This window comes from Burkholderia sp. JP2-270 (assembly GCF_003233675.1).
In the GTDB taxonomy this organism is placed as follows: Bacteria; Pseudomonadota; Gammaproteobacteria; order Burkholderiales; family Burkholderiaceae; genus Burkholderia; species Burkholderia pyrrocinia_C.
The window spans coordinates 1,416,115-1,433,050 of sequence record NZ_CP029826.1; the positions used below are offsets into that span (position 1 = coordinate 1,416,115).

The 16,936-nt window shown below is 66.5% G+C and carries 13 protein-coding genes; 11 read left to right on the top strand and 2 right to left on the bottom strand.

Annotated elements, in window-relative coordinates; genetic code table 11:
* Positions 1-195 precede the first annotated feature (195 nt).
* Positions 196-825, bottom strand: a complete 630-nt coding sequence (locus tag DM992_RS38960) for a TetR/AcrR family transcriptional regulator (protein ID WP_111021667.1) — start codon at positions 823-825, stop codon at positions 196-198.
* Positions 826-1,404: 579 nt separating this feature from the next.
* On the opposite strand from DM992_RS38960, the gene DM992_RS38965 reads away from it, so the two are divergent.
* The 7 genes from DM992_RS38965 (at position 1,405) to DM992_RS38995 (ending at position 11,475) form a co-directional block, all read left to right on the top strand.
* Complete coding sequence (locus DM992_RS38965) at positions 1,405-2,469, top strand: efflux RND transporter periplasmic adaptor subunit (protein WP_343212491.1); 1,065 nt, start codon at positions 1,405-1,407, stop codon at positions 2,467-2,469.
* Positions 2,466-5,636 (top strand): efflux RND transporter permease subunit, encoded by a 3,171-nt coding sequence (locus DM992_RS38970; protein WP_111021526.1) that lies wholly within the window; start codon positions 2,466-2,468, stop codon positions 5,634-5,636. The genes DM992_RS38965 and DM992_RS38970 overlap by 4 nt, the downstream gene beginning before the upstream one ends.
* Positions 5,636-7,102, top strand: coding sequence for an efflux transporter outer membrane subunit (locus tag DM992_RS38975; RefSeq protein ID WP_204356200.1), 1,467 nt, complete (start codon positions 5,636-5,638; stop codon positions 7,100-7,102). The genes DM992_RS38970 and DM992_RS38975 overlap by 1 nt, the downstream gene beginning before the upstream one ends.
* Positions 7,103-7,231: 129 nt before the next feature.
* The gene (locus DM992_RS38980) at positions 7,232-8,566 is read left to right on the top strand and encodes a paraquat-inducible protein A (protein ID WP_111021528.1); all 1,335 of its coding nucleotides are present in this window, start codon (positions 7,232-7,234) and stop codon (positions 8,564-8,566) included.
* Between the two features lie 39 nt (positions 8,567-8,605).
* Complete coding sequence (locus DM992_RS38985) at positions 8,606-10,201, top strand: MlaD family protein (RefSeq protein ID WP_111021529.1); 1,596 nt, start codon at positions 8,606-8,608, stop codon at positions 10,199-10,201.
* Complete coding sequence (locus DM992_RS38990) at positions 10,198-10,899, top strand: PqiC family protein (protein ID WP_111021530.1); 702 nt, start codon at positions 10,198-10,200, stop codon at positions 10,897-10,899. Before DM992_RS38985 ends, DM992_RS38990 begins: the two co-directional genes overlap by 4 nt.
* An 81-nt stretch (positions 10,900-10,980) precedes the next feature.
* Positions 10,981-11,475 carry a TetR/AcrR family transcriptional regulator gene (locus DM992_RS38995; RefSeq protein ID WP_111021531.1) on the top strand — a complete coding sequence of 165 codons (495 nt, stop codon included), beginning with the start codon at positions 10,981-10,983 and terminating at the stop codon, positions 11,473-11,475.
* Positions 11,476-11,621: 146 nt separating this feature from the next.
* Here DM992_RS38995 and DM992_RS39000 read toward each other — a convergent pair whose 3' ends face one another.
* Entirely contained in the window at positions 11,622-12,371 is a 750-nt protein-coding gene (locus DM992_RS39000) for a TetR/AcrR family transcriptional regulator (RefSeq protein WP_111021532.1), read from the bottom strand.
* A gap of 149 nt (positions 12,372-12,520) precedes the next feature.
* Here DM992_RS39000 and DM992_RS39005 point away from each other — a divergent pair, with 149 nt between their 5' ends.
* The 4 genes from DM992_RS39005 to DM992_RS39020 are packed head-to-tail and all read left to right on the top strand — an operon-like array spanning position 12,521 to position 16,896.
* Positions 12,521-12,829, top strand: coding sequence for a hypothetical protein (locus DM992_RS39005; RefSeq protein ID WP_111021533.1), 309 nt, complete (start codon positions 12,521-12,523; stop codon positions 12,827-12,829).
* A 12-nt stretch (positions 12,830-12,841) separates the two neighbouring features.
* On the top strand, positions 12,842-13,912 hold the full coding sequence (locus tag DM992_RS39010) for a VOC family protein (RefSeq protein WP_111021534.1): 1,071 nt from the start codon (positions 12,842-12,844) through the stop codon (positions 13,910-13,912).
* Between the two features lie 36 nt (positions 13,913-13,948).
* Positions 13,949-14,905, top strand: coding sequence for a fumarylacetoacetate hydrolase family protein (locus DM992_RS39015; protein ID WP_111021535.1), 957 nt, complete (start codon positions 13,949-13,951; stop codon positions 14,903-14,905).
* Positions 14,902-16,896, top strand: coding sequence for an acyl-CoA synthetase (locus DM992_RS39020; protein ID WP_111021536.1), 1,995 nt, complete (start codon positions 14,902-14,904; stop codon positions 16,894-16,896). The genes DM992_RS39015 and DM992_RS39020 overlap by 4 nt, the downstream gene beginning before the upstream one ends.
* Positions 16,897-16,936 lie beyond the last annotated feature (40 nt).

Here is a 16,936-nt window from a genome sequence, read left to right on the forward strand (position 1 = left end):
TCAAATAAGGCGAAGAGTATCGACGCGCTCGACGATTAAACCTCCTTTTTCATACCGTTCGCCGAGTCGCCCAACACTCTTGCTGCGATATCCCGCAACCGCGGATCAAATTGAGCCCGGCGGTGTGCTCGCCGCCGGACATGATAGTGGTTACTCAACTGGATCAGCCGGACATGCGCCGGCGGCACCCAACCGTCAACTGCTCTCCGCAGCGGTGAAGTCGCCGGGCGGCAATGGTCGGTTCGCCACGTCCTTTGCTTCGGCGCGCGTCAGGCCGAGCGTCTGCAATACCATTGCCGCAGCCCGCTCGGGGAGCCGGCCTTCGTCTCCCCCCGGCTTCCTCGCATCGCCCGCAGCCGTGTCGGGCGCGTAGCACTCCGCCGCGATCGCCGCCAGGATCGTCCCCGTCATTGCGAGCACGCTCGTGAACGGATCGCCGACGACGAAGCGGCGTACCGCGATTCCGCGCTCGCTGTCCCGCCGCAAACGCCGGCCCAGCCCGTGGTCGAGCGCACGCGCGGAAAAGCCCTCCCGCATCAGGAACCGTCCCCAGAGCCGCTCGCGGCGCGCGCGCATCAGCGTGTGACGCACGCAAACCGACACGACCTCGGCCGGATCCGACAGACCGCTCGCAAGACGCTCGAGCCCGTCCGCGAAATCGTCGAACACCCACTCGGTCAGCGCGGCGAAGATGCCGTCCTTCGATTCGAAGTGGTAGTAAAACGAGCCGAACCCCACATCCGCCGCCTCGGTGATCTCGCTGATCGCGACGTTGTCCCTGCCCTTTTCCGCCATCAGGCCGAACGCCGCCCGCAGCAAGCGCATACGTGTCGCCTCCTTGCGCCGGGCACCGCGCGGTTGACGCTGTTCCGCTTCGGCCACTGACGCGTTCGGGCGACGCGGCCGGACCGGTTTGTCGTCCACGAGCGCACCTTCCCTTTCCATAAGAATTTTCTGCATGCCGCAAGTTTGGATGATGCAATCATACTTGACAATAGTATCAGTTATGAGTCTAATCTCGAAAATAGCAGAACCGGTTCCTGTCCAGACACTGTTCCGGACCCACGCCAGCGAGCGTTGGTGACGCGCAGGCGGCCCCGTCTGCATACTCAGCGGCCATCGTCGTGCGCAAGCCGTGTCATGCCGGCAATCGGAATGATCTGCACCTCAAACGTCGGAGTGCTGATTGATCGTCATGCGCACCGTCGGCGGAGACGCCCGCGCGCGCCTGCATAAACCGGGGTGACCCGCCGTGGTCGCCGAACCATTTTTAGTTTGACCCTCACTTGTCTTGGAAACATCGTGAAATCACCCGGACTTGACGCGCGGACTTCAACGCGCTCGTTTCTGACACGCATCGCGCCACCGCTTCGGCGCGCCCCGATCGCATTCGCCTGCTGTGCGATTCTTCTCGCGGCTTGCCACTCGCACGAGGCCCCGGCGCCCGAACTGCAACCGGTAGTCGCGCTGCCGGTTCATGCGGACGACGGCGCAGTGCAGCGCGTGCTGCCCGCGCAGGTTCAGGCGCGATATTCGACGCCGCTGTCGTTCCGGGTCGGCGGCAAGATCGTCGAGCGGCGCGTGCGAATCGGCGACACCGTCAAGGCCGGCCAGACCCTCGCGATGCTCGATCCGGCCGATCTGCACAACACGTTGCTGAACGCGCGCGCGCAGCTCGATGCCGCCGAGCATCGCCTCGCCTATGCGAAGCAGCAACTGGATCGTGACCGCGCCCAGGCTCAGGCCAACCTGATCGCGCCCGCGCAGCTCGAGACAACGCAGGACGCGTATGCATCTGCGGTCGCGCAACGCGATTCCGCGCTCGCGCAAATGGCGCTCGCGGGCGATCACCTGCGCTACGCGACGCTGGTCGCGGATCACGACGGCGTCATCACGTCGGAAGATGCCGATACCGGGCAGAACGTCGAGCCCGGCCAGGCGGTGTTTCATCTGGACTGGAGCGGCGACCTCGACATCGTCTGCGACGTCGCGGAGCGCGATCTGCGCGGTCTCGCGGTCGGCCGCACCGCGCACGTCAGCCTGACGGCACTGCCGGGCAAGGTGCTCGACGCACGCGTGCGCGAAGTCGCGGCGGCCGCTGATCCGCAAAGCCGCACCTGGCGCGTGAAGCTGACGCTGGTCGCGCCGGGGCCGGACGTCCGCTCCGGGATGACTGCCAGCATCTCGTTCGACGGCGCCGCCGACACCACCGCGGACCACGCGATCACGCTGCCGGCCACCGCACTCTTCCATCGCGGCGAAGCGCCGGCGGTCTGGGTCATTCGCAAAGGCAGCGACACGCTGGAGCTGCGCCCGGTGACGGTCGGACGCTACGACGAGCGTACGGTCACGGTCACGTCCGGCCTCGCGGAAAACGAGCGTGTCGTGATGCAAGGCGTCCATACGGTGAGTACCGGCCAGCACGTGCGCGTCGTGCCGCCGCTGCATGCGGAGGACTTCGCATCATGAACGCTCCAGAACACCGGTCCTCGACGGACGGTGCGCTCGGCGCACAAACCGGTTCCGCGTCGCGCGACGACGGCCGTTTCAATCTATCGGCATGGGCGCTGAAGCATCAGCAACTGGTGATCTTCCTGATCGGCCTCGCGACGATCTTCGGCATGATCGGCTATACGCGCCTCGCGCAATCGGAGGATCCGCCGTTCACGTTCCGCACCATGGTGATCCAGACCTATTGGCCGGGCGCCACGGCGCGCGAAGTGCAGGAACAGGTCACGGACCGGATCGGCCGCCAGCTCCAGGCCGCGCCTTACGTCGATAACATCAAGAGCTATTCGCGCCCCGGCGAGTCGATGATCTTCTTTGCGATGAAGGATTCGGCGCCGGTCGACCAGGTGCCGGAAACCTGGTATCAGGTGCGCAAGAAGGTCGGCGATATCCGGGCGACGCTGCCGAAGGGCACTGTCGGCCCGTTCTTCAACGACGAATTCGGCGACGTCTATACCAACATCTATGCGCTCGAAGGCGACGGCTACTCGCCCGCGCAACTGCACGATTACGCGGACAAGCTGCGCACCGTGCTGTTGCGCGTGCCGGGTGTCGCGAAGGTCGACTACTTCGGCGACCCCGCCCAGCACGTATTCGTCGAGATCTCGAATGCGCAACTGACTCGGCTCGCGATCACGCCGCAGCAACTCGCGCAGGCCATCGATGCGCAAAACGCCGTCGCACCGGTCGGCACGATCACGACAGCGGACGACCGCGTGTTCGTGCGGCCGAGCGGCGCGTTCAAGGGCACGCAGGCGCTCGCCGACATGCTGATCACGGTGAACGGCCGGACGTTCCGGCTCGGCGACGTCGCGAAGGTCACGCGCGGCTACGATGATCCGCCCGTCACGCAGATGCGTACGAACGGTCACGCGGTGCTCGGCATCGGCGTCACGATGCAAAAAGGCGGAGACGTGATCGACCTCGGCAAGGCGCTCGACGCGAAGGCAGCCGAGCTCCGGGCTGGTTTGCCCGCCGGACTGAAGCTGGCCGCGGTGTCGAGCATGCCGCATGCCGTCAAGCACTCGGTGGACGATTTCGTCGAAGCGGTCGGCGAAGCCGTCGCGATCGTGCTCGTCGTCAGCCTCGTGTCGCTGGGCCTGCGCACCGGCATGGTCGTCGTCATCACGATTCCGATCGTGCTCGCCGTGACGGCACTGTGCATGCACGTGTTCGGCATCGGCCTCGACAAGGTGTCGCTCGGCACGCTGGTGCTCGCGCTGGGGCTGCTGGTGGACGATGCGATCATCGCCGTCGAAATGATGGCGGTGAAGCTCGAGCAGGGTTGGAGCCGCGCGCGCGCGGCGGCCTTCGCCTACACGAGCACGGCGTTCCCGATGCTGACCGGCACGCTCGTCACGGTATCCGGCTTCCTGCCGATCGCGCTCGCGAAATCGAGCACCGGCGAATACACGCGGTCGATCTTCGAGGTGTCCGCGATCTCGCTGATCGTGTCGTGGTTCGCGGCCGTCGTGCTGGTGCCGCTGCTCGGCTACCACATGCTGCCCGAGCAGCAGCATCACGACGCTCATGCACATGGGCAGGACGTTTATGAAACGGGCTTTTACCGGCGGCTGTCCGGATGGATCTCGGCGTGCATCGAGCGCCGCTGGGTGGTGCTGGGCGTCACGGCCGTGCTGTTCGCGATCGCGATGGCGGCATTCACGCGCGTGCCACAGCAATTTTTCCCGAACTCGGAGCGCCCCGAACTGCTGGTCGACATGCGTTTGCCCGAAGGCGCTTCGTTCGACGCGACACTGCGTGAGACCACGCGGCTCGAGAAGGTGCTCGACGGTCGGCCTGAAATCGATCACGTGGTCGATTTCGTCGGCACCGGTGCGCCGCGCTTCTACCTGCCGCTCGACCAGCAACTCCAGCAGCCGAACTTCGCGCAGTTCGTGATCACGGCCAAGGACGTCGAATCGCGCGACCGCTTGTCGCATTGGCTCGAGTCGACGCTGGCAAGCCGCTTCCCGACCGTGCGCACGCGCGTCGCGCGCCTCGAGAACGGGCCGCCCGTCGGCTTTCCGATCAAGTTCCGCGTGAGCGGCGACGACATCGCGACCGTTCGCGGCATTGCCGAAAAAGTCGCTGACATGATGCGCGCCGATGCCCGCACGCGCAACGTGCAGTTCGACTGGGACGAGCCGGCGGAGCGATCGGTGTCGTTCGAAATCGATCAACTGAAGGCACGCCAGCTCGGCGTGACGTCGGAAGACGTGTCGAGTTTCCTCGCGATGACGCTGTCCGGCTATACGGTCACGCAGTATCGCGAACGCGACAAGCTGATCGACGTCGACCTGCGCGCGCCGAAGCGCGAACGGATCGACCCGTCGCAGCTCGCCGGCCTGGCGATCCCGACGCCGCACGGCCCCGTGCCGCTCGGCACGATCGGCCACGTGCGCGACACGCTCGAATACGGCGTGATCTGGGAACGCGACCGCCAGCCGACCGTCACGGTGCAGGCCGACGTTCGTGGCGAAGCGCCGAGCATCGGCGTGACGCGCGCCATCGACGGCACCCTGGCGACGCTGCGCGCCACGCTGCCGACCGGTTACCGGATCGAGATCGGCGGTGCAGCCGAGGAGAGCATGAAGGGCCAGACGTCGATCAACGCGCAGATGCCGCTCATGATCATCGCGGTGCTGACGCTGCTGATGATCCAGCTCAAGCGCTTCTCGCGCACCTTCATCGTCGTGCTGACGGCCCCGCTCGGCCTGATCGGCGTGGTCGCGGCGCTGCTGCTGTTCGGAAAGCCGTTCGGCTTCGTCGCGCTGCTCGGCGTGATCGCGATGTTCGGGATCATCATGCGCAACTCGGTGATCCTGGTCGACCAGATCGACCAGGACATCGCGGCCGGGCAGCCACGCTTCACCGCGATCGTGGGCGCGACCGTGCGCCGCTTCCGGCCGATCATGCTGACCGCCGCAGCCGCGGTGCTCGCCCTGATTCCGCTGTTGCGCTCCGGCTTCTTCGGCCCGATGGCCACCGCGCTGATGGGCGGCATCACGATCGCGACGGTGCTGACCATCTTCTTCCTGCCGGCCCTCTACGCGACCTGCTTCAAGGTGCGCAGCGACGAACGCGAGTCGCGCGCGATGGACATCGCGTCCTCGGAGACATGCTGATGAAATTTCCCCTTACCACATCGGTGCTCGCCGCGAGCGCGGCGCTCTGCCTGAGCGGCTGTGCAATGGCCCCGAGCAGCACGCCGCCGGCGATGCTGTCGCCGGCGCACTACGGCGCGACGCCTCAGGCGCCGCGCACCGCCGAAGCGGCAGGCGTCGCGCAGCAGTTCGACGTCGGCGCCGCGCCCGTCCCGCAATGGTGGCGCCTGTACCGGTCCAGCGCGCTCGACGCGCTGGTCGACGAAGGCCTGCGCGTGAACCCGACACTGGCCGCGGCAGAAAAGACGCTCGCCGCCGCGCAGGAGGAGCTGCACGCGCAGATCGGCGCGTCGACGCTGCCGTCGATCGACGCAAACGCGCAGGTGGCCCGCACGCGCACGCCCGACATCTCCGGCGGGGGCGCGCAAAGCCTGCGCTACAACGTCTTCGTCGGGCAACTGCAGGCGCATTACACCTTCGACCTGTTCGGCGCCACGCGATATGCAAACGAGGCGAGCGCCGCGCGCGTCGACGTGCGCGGTTGCGAACTCGAAGCGGCAAGGCGTGCGCTGGCGACCAACATCGTCGGCACCGCAATCCGCGCCGCGACGCTCGACCGCCAGATCCTGCTGACGGAGCGCCTGGTCGCCGTTGCCGAGGCATCCGCGCTCGAAGACCAGCAGCGTTACGCGCACGGCGCGGTGTCCCACGTGCAGTCGCTGGCGTCGACGCAAGGCGCGGCGTCGCTCGCCGCGACGCTGCCGCCGCTGCGCCAGCAGCGTGCGAGCGCGGTTCACGCGCTGGCGATCCTGCTGGGCCGCACGCCCGACGCGCCACCGCCGGTCCCCTCCTTCACCGGACTGTCGCTGCCGGAACACGTGCCCGTGGTCGTGCCGTCCGACCTGCTGAAGGCACGGCCGGACATCCGCGCGGCCGCGGCAGCCGTGAAGGCGGCATCGGCGGACGTTGGCGAGGCGACCGCCCAGTTGTTCCCGAGCCTGTCGCTCACTGCGACGATGGGGCGCGGCGGCTTCAGCTGGCCAGCGCTGTTGTCGGGCGCGGGCGGCCTGTGGGCCATCGGCGCCGGGCTGTCGCAGCCGATCTTCCACGGCGGTGCGCTGCTGGCTCACCGGCGGGCGTCGCGCGATGCGTACGACGCCGCGGTGCTGCAGTACAGGGCGGCCGTGCTGTCCGCATTCGGCGACGTCGCCGATTCGCTCGCCGCGCTGGACAACGACGCGCAAGGACTGGCCGCGAACGAACTCGCGGCGCGCGCGGCAGGCGAGGCTTTCCATGAAACGGCGCAACGCCGCACATTGGGTGCCGTTCCGATGTCCGCGCAACGGTCGAGCGAACAACTCTATCTGAACGCGGAACTCGATGCGGTGCGTGCCGCGAGCCGCCGGATGACCGATACGGCGGCGCTGCTGCAGGCAATGGGCGAACTGCCGCCCGCTACTGGCACGACGGTTGCGGCCCGGCAATAGCCGCTGCTTGCGTCGATGGACCGGCCGCGCGCCTTCGGGCCGCACCGGTCCGCAATCTCGAAGCCCGGTGCCCGGCGTACCGTGCATCGCGCGGCGCCGCGCCTTCATTACCCGCATGGTTGATTCCCGATGAAATCCGACAACCTGGTCGCCTGCCACGAATGCGACCTGCTGATTCAGCGTCCGCCGCGCCTGCGCGCGCTCACGGCACACTGCCCGAGATGCCGCGCGCGTGTGAGCGGTGCGGCGCACGGCCGCCGCTCGCTCGACCGGCTGTGCGCATTGACGGTCGCCGCGCTGGTGACGTGTTGCGTCGCGCAGGCCTTTCCGATCGTTGCGCTCGATGCGGCCGGCATCGCGTCGCATGCGACGCTCGGTGACGCGGTTCGCGCGCTATGGTCGAACGGTCAGCCGCTGGTGGCCGCGCTCGTGTTCTGCACGACGATGCTGTTTCCAATTCTGGAGCTCGCCGCATGGCTGTACCTGCTCGCGCCGCTGCGCGCGGGCCGCGTACCGCTCCACTTCGCACAAGTGCTGTGCGCCATTCACCGATTGCGGCCGTGGAGCATGGTCGAGGTGCTGATGCTCGGCGTGCTCATCACGATCGTCAAGCTGACGAGCCTCGCACACGTGCTTGCCGGGCCCGCGCTATTCGCGTTCGCCGGGCTTACCGTGATGCTCTGCGTGCTGTCGACGATCGAACCGGCCCGACTGTGGGAAGCGCACGACGAACTCGTCGCACTGCGGTCAGGCGATGCCGACCGTACGAAACCGCCCCGCCCCGACACGACGCGACATGCTGCGCCCCGGGCCGCGGAAAGCAGCGGATCGGCGGGCATGACGGCCAGCGCCGCGGGATGGATCGCCTGTCACCTCTGCGCGCGCGTGCAGCCGGCACACACATGCGGCGAGCGCTGCACGCGCTGCGGATCGCCGCTGCACGCGCGCCGTCCGCACAGCATCGCGCGCACGGGCGCGCTCGTCGCTGCCGCTGCGTTGCTCTATATCCCGGCGAACCTGTTGCCCGTCATGCACGCGACCTCGCTCGGCCGGGCCGAGGACGACACGATACTCGGCGGTGTCGCGTACTTCTGGACGTCCGGCGACTGGGCACTCGCCGTCATCGTGTTTATCGCGAGTGTGCTCGTGCCGATGCTCAAGCTTGCGGCCCTCGCATTCCAGGCGATTGCCGTCCATCGCGGCGTGCAATGGCGGCCGCTCGAACGAGCTCGGCTGCATCGGCTGGTCGAGCGCGTGGGCCGCTGGTCGATGCTCGACGTATTCGTCGTCGCGCTCACGATCGCGCTCGTGCATTTCGGCTCGTTCGCCGACATCACGCCCGGCCCCGGCGCGCTCGCGTTCGGCGCCGTGGTCGTGCTGACCATGTGCGCGTCGATGCAGTTCGACCCGCGGCTCATCTGGGACGGTGCGCCCCGCCCCGTCGCCGCCCATCACCAACCTTGAACCGGCGCAAGCGCCCGCTTTATTTCGAATCCCAAAACGATGTCTTCTTCCGACTTTTCTCCACCTGAGATCCGGCCGCGCAGCCGCTGGATCCCGTCTCTCGTCTGGATCGTGCCGCTCGTGTGCGCGCTGATCGGGCTGTCGCTCGTGATCCGGACCGTCACCGCCAACGGTCCGACGATCACGGTCACGTTCGCCAACGCCGAGGGCCTCGAAGCCGGCAAGACCAAGGTCCGCTACAAGGACGTCGATATCGGCTCCGTCCAGACCATTACGCTCACCCCCGACTTCAAGCGCGTGGTCGTCGGCATTCAGTTGACGCACGACGCCGCGCGCTTCGCGAACCGCGACACGCGCTTCTGGGTCGTTCGACCGCGCGTCGGTGCCACCGGCATTTCCGGCCTCGGCACGCTGCTCTCCGGCGCATTCATCGGCGCGGATTTCGGCCGCTCGCCGCAGAAACAGACCGATTTCACAGGTCTCGAGACGCCGCCTGCCGTCACCGCGGACCAGCAGGGCCGACGCTTTCTGCTGCACGGCGACTCGCTGGGCTCGGTCGACATCGGCTCGCCGGTGTTCTACCGGCATCTGCAGGTCGGTCAGGTCGTGGGATTCTCGCTCGACAAGGACGGTACCGGCGTCGACGTGCAGGCGTTCGTGAAGGCGCCCTACGACAAGTACGTCAGCGTCAATACGCGCTGGTGGCACGCGAGCGGCGTGGATCTTCGGCTCGATTCGAGCGGCCTGAAACTCAAAACGCAGTCGCTGGCGACCGTGATCGTCGGCGGTCTCGCGTTTCAGTCGCCGCCTGGACAGGCGGACGCGCCGCAGGCAGCCGACAACACGCCGTTCCGGCTCGCCCCGGACGAAGCCGACGCGATGCGCGACCCCGACGGCACGCCGCTGATGGTCGTCATGCGCTTCGACCAGTCGCTGCGCGGGCTGTCGGTCGGCGCGCCGGTCGATCTGCGGGGCATCGTGCTTGGTCAGGTCACGAACATCGGGATCGAGTACAACGAACACACGCGCAACTTCAGCATGAAGGTCGCGATGGCGCTGTATCCGTCGCGACTGAGCCGACACAGCGATACGGCGCTGCCCGCGCCCGATACGGCCGGCGGCCACGAACTGCTCCAGCACCTGGTGCTCCAGGGGCTGCGCGGGCAGTTGCGCACCGGCAGCCTGCTGACCGGTCAGCTCTACGTGGCGCTCGACATGTTCCCGAAGGCGCCGCACGCGAGCGTCGACGCGCGCCGCACGCCGGTGGAACTGCCGACCGTGCCCAACACGCTCGACGAACTGCAGGTGCAGATCGCCGACATCGCGCGCAAGCTCGATCAGGTTCCGTTCGACCGGATCGGCAACAATCTGAACGGCGCGCTCGCGCATGCGAACCAGTTGTTCGGTCACCTCGATGAGCAGGTCGTGCCGCAGGCGCGCGACACGCTGGCCGCCGCGCAACGCACGTTCAGCGCGGCAGAGTCGACGTTGGGGCAGAATTCGCCGATGCAGTCGGACGTTCATGAGGCGATGCAGTCGCTCACGCAAACGCTGCAGTCGTTGAATGCGCTTGCGGACTATCTGGAACGTCATCCCGAATCGCTGCTGTTCGGCAAGAAGGGGGACCGGCAATGAAAGCGCGTTCGTTTGGTCGTCTCCGTATGCCGGCGCGCATCGCGACGTGCGTCGCACTCGCGGTGCTGAGCGCGTGCGCGTCGCCGCCGGTGCATTTCCATACCCTCGCGGTGACAGACGATGCGGGTGTTGAGGCCACCGCTGCGCATCCCGCATGGCTGATCGACATCCAGGCCGTGCACGTCGCGGCGCCTGCGGACGGCAACCGGCTCGTCGTGCAACGCGGCCCCGATCGGACCGACATCCTGGAGCAGGAGCGTTGGGCCGCGCCGCTCGGCGACGAGATGCGCGGCGGACTGTTGACGCGCGTCGCGTCCCGGCTCGGCACGATCGATGTTCATCGCGTCGCCCACCCGAACGGCGCGCCCGTCTACCGGGTCGCGGTGGACGTCCAGCGAATCGAATCCTGGCCGGCATCGCACGTGCTGCTCGATGCGACGTGGAGTGTTAGTTCCGGGTCCGGACAGCCGGCACTGACGTGCCGCAGCATCGTTCGGTCCGGTGCGTCGACGGGCTACGAAGCACTCGTCGAGGCGCAGCGTCGCGCGCTCGATGCGCTCGCGCTCGGGATCGCCGCGGGCATTCGCGCGGCAACCGCGCACGCCGCGCCACCGGCCGATTGCCGATCGGGCGCACCCGGGCGCCCGATCGCGCCCCCCGCTGTCGATCGCGACGCGCCGGACGCGCTCGACGATTGAATCGGCGCCATGACGACGCGACATTTCCCGCGGCGCGATATTGCGCCGCTTCAGCCCTTTCCACCGCACGGACAGCTCAGGATGAAACCCGCCCGCCTGACCCGCATGCAGCGCCAGCTCGACACCCGCGAACGGCTCATCGCCGCCGCTCGCGATTGCTTCATCGCGAAAGGCTTCGCCGATACGACCGTCGAGCGCATCGTCGAGCGCGCTGGCTATACGCGCGGCGCGTTCTATGCGAACTTCGGGCACAAGCGCGAGCTGTTGATCGAGATCCTGCGCCGCGACCGCCCGAAATTACTAACGAAAATGCGGCCGGCAGTGCATGAGCGCGACGGCTCCCGCGCCGCCGGCTCCGCGGACATCGCCGCCGGCTGGGAATGTTTCCCGCTGTGGGTCGAGGTGCACCTGTACGCGCTGCGCGATGCCGGGATCCGGCAGATCGTCGACCGGCTGCGCGCCGAGCCGGCGCCGCCGGCTGCGGCGAGCGATACGGCAGACGCGTCGGAGTGCATGCAATTGGCGGCGAAATGGGCGGCGGTGCTCGGCGTCGCGCTGTTGCGTGCCGGTGAATAGTACGCACCGCACGAAGAGCTGACCCGGGACACCGCGATGCGTGCGCCGGCTGAACGGTGCACGCCAGGCCCGGCGCCCGAGTCAGCTGGAGGGTACCGCACGAGCGCTCGCGGTGGCTTGGCCGCCGCCTGCGTCACCCCGTTACGTCACTGTGCGGTCTCGGCCGCATCCACGACGGGCAGCGGTCGGCTTGCGATTTTCTCGGCTTCCGCACGCTTGAGCCCCAGCGTATGCAGCAGCGTCGCCGCCGTGCGTTCCGGAAAGTGCTCTCCGCTGAAGCCGAGTTCCTCCAGGACACCGGCTGCCGGTGCGCCCGGAGCGACGAAGTTGAGTTCGGCGGCAATGGCGGTCAGCACCGTACCGCCGACCGAAAGGAAGCCGACGAACGGGTCGGCGACCACGAAGCGCTTCTCGGCGATACCGCGCTCCATGTCCCGCAGCAGGCGTTGACCCAGGCCAAGCGTCAGGACGCGCGCCGAAAAGCCCTCGCGTATCAGGAAGTGTCCCCACACCGGCTCGCGCCGCGCACGCATCAGCGTATGTCGCACCGAGACGGAAATGATTTCCGCCGGGTCGGACAAGCCGCTGGCCAGGCGATCGAGCGAATCCGCGAACTCCTCGAATACTGATTCCACGAGGGTCGCGTAGATCGCCTCCTTCGATTCGAAGTGGTTGTAGAACGAGCCGAAGCCGACGTCGGCAGCCTCGGTGATTTCGTTGATGGCAACGCCTTCCATGCCCTTCTCGGCCATCAGTCTGAGCGCGGCATCCAGCAGGCGGGCACGGGTCTCCCGCTTGCGGCGCGCGCCACGCGGCTCGCGCTCTTCGGCGACCGCGGGACTGGATGCTTCCGGAGCGGAGCGCTTTGGTGTGCGGCGGCTCGGTGTATTCGTCATGACGTTTTCGATCCTTGTTCGTGTCCAAGTATAGATTCAAATGTCTACATTGACAAAGTCATCATCTATGATTTTAATGTCATCAAGAGCGGCGGAACACGGCCTCGGAAACCGATCGAACGACGAATGGAGATACGGTGGAGACATACATGCACACGGGTGCCAGCGCGCCCATTCACAACAGCCCGCACGCGTCGCCGAAGTGCGGGCTGCCTTCGATGCTCGGCGCGTTGATCGCAGGATTCACGCCAATCGGCGCCGCATCGAGCCATTTTTCGGCCAGTCACGGCACCGGCGACGAGGCGCGCCGCTCCCATGCGAAATCGACGATCGATCTCGCGACATCCCTGCTCCGGCCAGTGATGTCGTGCGACGGTGAGATTGCACGCCTGCCGTTGCGCGGCAAGTCCCTCGATGCGACGGCGCCCGCCTTTGCGATTGTCATCCGACCTGCCTGATTGTCATCCGCCATGAAATTGACCACCACACAACCGGCTCGCCACCCGCACCCCACAACGAAGGCATCGGCGCTCGCCTATCTGATCTTCGATCGTCCCGATCTCGACGAAGCAGAGCACTTTCTCAACGACTTCGGGCTCCAAACGGTGCTGCGGGATGACACGCAATTGCTGCTGCGCGGAACCGGCACCGCACACTTCTGTTATGTCGTTCGCCACGCGCCGAAGGCCCGCTTCGTAGGCTTCGGATTGCAGGTCGACAGTCGTGCCGATCTGGAGGCGCTCGCCAAAGTCCCTGGCGCGTCGGAGATCGAGGTATCGGACTGGCCAGGCGGCGGCCTCCGGGTGCGGCTCGCCGATCCGTCGGGTTTTCGGGTCGACGCGATTGCCGGCCAGACCCGGGCCGACACGTTGCCGCACCGTGCCGCGCTTTCATTCAACTCGATCGACACGCCGTTGCGGATCAACGCAACGCAGCGACCGCCGGCGAGCGCGCCCGAGGTCATTCGGCTCGGCCACGTCGTGCTCGAGCTCGCCGACTACCAGGAAACCTGCGCGTGGTACACGCGACATTTCGGATTCATCCCCAGCGATGTCCAGGTGCTGCCGGACGGCTCACCCGCGGTTGCCTTCATGCGGCTCGATCTTGGCGACCGGCCGGCCGACCACCATACGCTCGCGCTCGCCCAGGGGTTCGTGCCGACTTATAGCCATAGCGCGTACGAACTGATCGACGCCGATGCCGTCGGCATGGGCCAGCGCATGCTCCGCGACAACGGATGGGCGCACGCGTGGGGCATCGGCCGACACATTCTCGGCAGCCAGATCTTCGACTATTGGCAGGACCCGTGGGGCGACAAGCACGAACACTATTGCGACGGCGATCTGTTCACGGCCGACGAGCCGACGGGCGTGCACGCGGTCAGCCGCGAAGCGATGGCGCAGTGGGGCCCGACGATGCCGCGCAGCTTCACGAAGCCACGGCTCACGCCGTCGAGCCTCGCGGCGCTGTTCCGCAACCTGCGCCGCAGCCCCGATCTGACGGTCAGCAAGCTGCTGACCCTGGCGAAGCTGTTCGCCTGATCCCCAACCGCCCATTCGACTCACGAGAGATCATTCATGTCACTGCATGTCCTGCACTTCCGGCATCATGGCCGCGCCCAATGGGGTGTGGTCGCCAACGGCGCCGTCACGCCGATTCCCGGCGACTTCGAGACAACCGCGAGCTTTCTCGCGGCGAATCCGGTTGAACGACTCGTCTCGCTCGACGGACCGACGATTCCGGAGTCGGACGTGGAGTGGCTGCCACCGGTGACCGCCAACCAGCAGTTCGTTTGCCAGGGGGCGAATTACCGTCGGCACATGATCGAATCCGGCATGGATCCGGACGCGAAAAAGTTCAACATGATCTTCACGAAGGCGACGAGTTGCATCGTCGCCGCCGACTCACAAGTCGTGAAACCCCGGCACGTCCGGTTTCTCGACTACGAAATCGAGCTCGGCCTCATCCTCAAACGCGACATCACGTCTCATCAGCAGATCACCGACGCGAACCTGCACGACTATGTCGCCGGCACCGTGATCGTCAACGACTATTCCGCGCGCGATGTCCAGATCCCGCAGATGCAGTTCTACAAGGGCAAGAGCTTCCGGACGTTTGGCCCGGTCGGCCCCTATCTGTGCCTGCTCGAGCGGCGTGACTTCCCGAAGCTGAAGGCGCTCGACCTGACGTTGACCGTCAACGGCGCGGTGCGCCAACGGGACTCGACATCGAACCTCGTCTACGGTCCGGCGGAAACGTTGACCGAGTTGTCGGGCGTGCACGACCTTCGCGCCGGCGACCTGCTCGCGACCGGCACGCCAGCCGGCTGCGCACTCAGCATCCCGTCGCCGCTCAAGCAGCGAGCCGTCGCGCTTTTTCCCGAATCCGTCAAATGGAAGATGTTCATGAAGGTGCAGGCGGGGCGAGCGCAGTATCTGAAGTCCGGAGACATCGTCGAAGCCCGGATCGCGAGCCGCGACGGAACGATCGATCTGGGCGTGCAACGTAACGAGATCGTGGACGAAGCAGCATGAACGGTATCGAGACCCAGGACGACGTGCTCGCAATCGAAGCGCAGGGCCTTCCGGCCAACCTTCCGGCCAGCACGTACGAGATGATTTGCGCCGGTGCGGCCATCGATCCGTCCGCCCCCGCCCTCTCCTTTTTCATGACCGCCGACGCGCACCGCGACGCCGAGTGCTGGACCTATCGCGAGCTGGTCCGCGACATCACGCGCACGGCCAACATGTTCGCGCGCCTCGGTGTGAATTCGCAGTCGGTGATCGCTTATTTGCTGCCCAATCTGCCCGAAACGCATTTCGTGATCTGGGGCGGACAGGCGACCGGCATCGTATGCGCGATCAATCCGCTGCTTGAAGGCGAAGCGATCGGTCAGCTGCTCAAAGCCGCCGGCGCCAGCGTGCTCGTGACGCTCGCGCCATTTCCCGGGACCGAGCTCTGGCAAAAAGTCGCGGACATCCTTCATGAGGTCGAGCCGCTGCGGCATCTCGTGCTGGTCAACCTGGCCGATCGCGTGCGGGGCATGGCGCAGTCAGCGGCACGCACGCTCCAGCACGACGCGTGTGCGCACCTGTATGGCGCTGGCGGTTTGCGCAGCGCAGTGCCTGCGCACATCCAGATCCACGACTTCAGTACGGCAATCGCGCAGGAATCCGGTACGGCGCTCGACAATGCGCGCCGCATTCAACCCGGCGACATGTCCTCCTACTTCTGCACAGGTGGAACCACCGGGTTGCCAAAAATCGCGATGCGCAGTCACGGCAACGAAGTGGCGAATGCCTGGAGCGCCGGCCGGTTCCTCGGCGACAGTATCGGCCCCGGCAAAACGTCTTTTTGCGGCTTGCCGCTCTTTCACGTCAACGCCGCGATGGTGACCGGCCTCCTACCATTCTCGCGTGGTGCCCATGTCGTGCTCGGCACACCGCAGGGTTACCGGGGCGACGGCGTCGTCAAACGTTTCTGGGAAATCGTCGAACATCATCACATCAATTTCTTCAGTGGCGTCCCGACACTTTATGCTTCGCTGCTCGACATTCCTGTCGACGATCATGTTATCGACTCGCTCGAATACGGCCTGTGCGGTGCCGCGCCGATGCCGGTCGGCGTCTTCAGGGCCTTCCAGGAAAAAACGGGCATCCGGATTCTCGAAGGTTACGGCCTGACCGAAGGAACGTGCGTGAGCAGCGTCAACCCGCCGAACGGCGAGCGTCGGCTCGGATCAATCGGGCTTCGCATCCCCTTCCAGGCGATGAAGGCGGTCGTCGTGGACGATGCGGGACGGTATCTGCGCGACTGCGCGGCTAACGAGGAGGGGTTGCTCGTGATCTCCGGGCCGAACGTGTTCACCGGCTACACGCGTCCCGACCAGAACGAGGCCCTGTGGCTCGATCTCGGCGACGGCAAGCGCTGGCTCAATACGGGCGACCTCGGCCGCTGCGACATCGACGGTTACTTCTGGCTGACCGGCCGCAAGAAGGAGTTGATCATCCGCGGCGGACACAATATCGACCCGGCGACGATCGAGGAACCGCTGCATCGACACCCGGCGGTCCAGATTGCAGCGGCGATCGGGCGCCCCGATGCCTATGCCGGCGAGTTGCCGGTCGCGTACGTTCAGCTCAAGCCGGGCATGACCGCTAGCGAACACGATCTGGAAATGTTCATGCAGCAGGAGATCGCGGAACGCGCCGCCCTGCCCAAGCACGTCCGAATCGTCGAGGCGATCCCGCTCACAGGCGTCGGCAAGATATTCAAACCGGAACTCAAGCGCCGCGAGACGAGTGACGCACTCCGCGCAGCATTGGACCAGGGCGGAGCGCCAGGCGCATCAGTCGACGTCTCGACCAGTGGTTCCGGCGGAATGTCGGTCTCGGTCGAGCTGAGCAATCCCGGGCTCGAGACTGCCGCGCGCTTCGTGCTGGGACGTTTTCCGTTTGCATTCTCGATCTCGTTCGCAGCGGAACCCATTCGATCGTCCGGTCCGGCAGCAACAGATCTGCGGTGACGGAGGCGCGCGACTAGCCGCGACAACACAAACTCCGAGA

What these genes read in the sequence shown, in the direction of transcription:
- DM992_RS38960 (WP_111021667.1), bottom strand. Translation starts at nt 825, where the DNA reads ATGCGCTTGCTGCGGGCGGCGTTCGGCCTGATGGCGGAAAAGGGCAGG.
- DM992_RS38970 (WP_111021526.1), top strand. Translation starts at nt 2,466, where the DNA reads ATGAACGCTCCAGAACACCGGTCCTCGACGGACGGTGCGCTCGGCGCA.
- DM992_RS38975 (WP_204356200.1), top strand. Translation starts at nt 5,636, where the DNA reads ATGAAATTTCCCCTTACCACATCGGTGCTCGCCGCGAGCGCGGCGCTC.
- DM992_RS38980 (WP_111021528.1), top strand. Translation starts at nt 7,232, where the DNA reads ATGAAATCCGACAACCTGGTCGCCTGCCACGAATGCGACCTGCTGATT.
- DM992_RS38985 (WP_111021529.1), top strand. Translation starts at nt 8,606, where the DNA reads ATGTCTTCTTCCGACTTTTCTCCACCTGAGATCCGGCCGCGCAGCCGC.
- DM992_RS38990 (WP_111021530.1), top strand. Translation starts at nt 10,198, where the DNA reads ATGAAAGCGCGTTCGTTTGGTCGTCTCCGTATGCCGGCGCGCATCGCG.
- DM992_RS38995 (WP_111021531.1), top strand. Translation starts at nt 10,981, where the DNA reads ATGAAACCCGCCCGCCTGACCCGCATGCAGCGCCAGCTCGACACCCGC.
- DM992_RS39000 (WP_111021532.1), bottom strand. Translation starts at nt 12,371, where the DNA reads ATGACGAATACACCGAGCCGCCGCACACCAAAGCGCTCCGCTCCGGAA.
- DM992_RS39005 (WP_111021533.1), top strand. Translation starts at nt 12,521, where the DNA reads ATGCACACGGGTGCCAGCGCGCCCATTCACAACAGCCCGCACGCGTCG.
- DM992_RS39010 (WP_111021534.1), top strand. Translation starts at nt 12,842, where the DNA reads ATGAAATTGACCACCACACAACCGGCTCGCCACCCGCACCCCACAACG.
- DM992_RS39015 (WP_111021535.1), top strand. Translation starts at nt 13,949, where the DNA reads ATGTCACTGCATGTCCTGCACTTCCGGCATCATGGCCGCGCCCAATGG.
- DM992_RS39020 (WP_111021536.1), top strand. Translation starts at nt 14,902, where the DNA reads ATGAACGGTATCGAGACCCAGGACGACGTGCTCGCAATCGAAGCGCAG.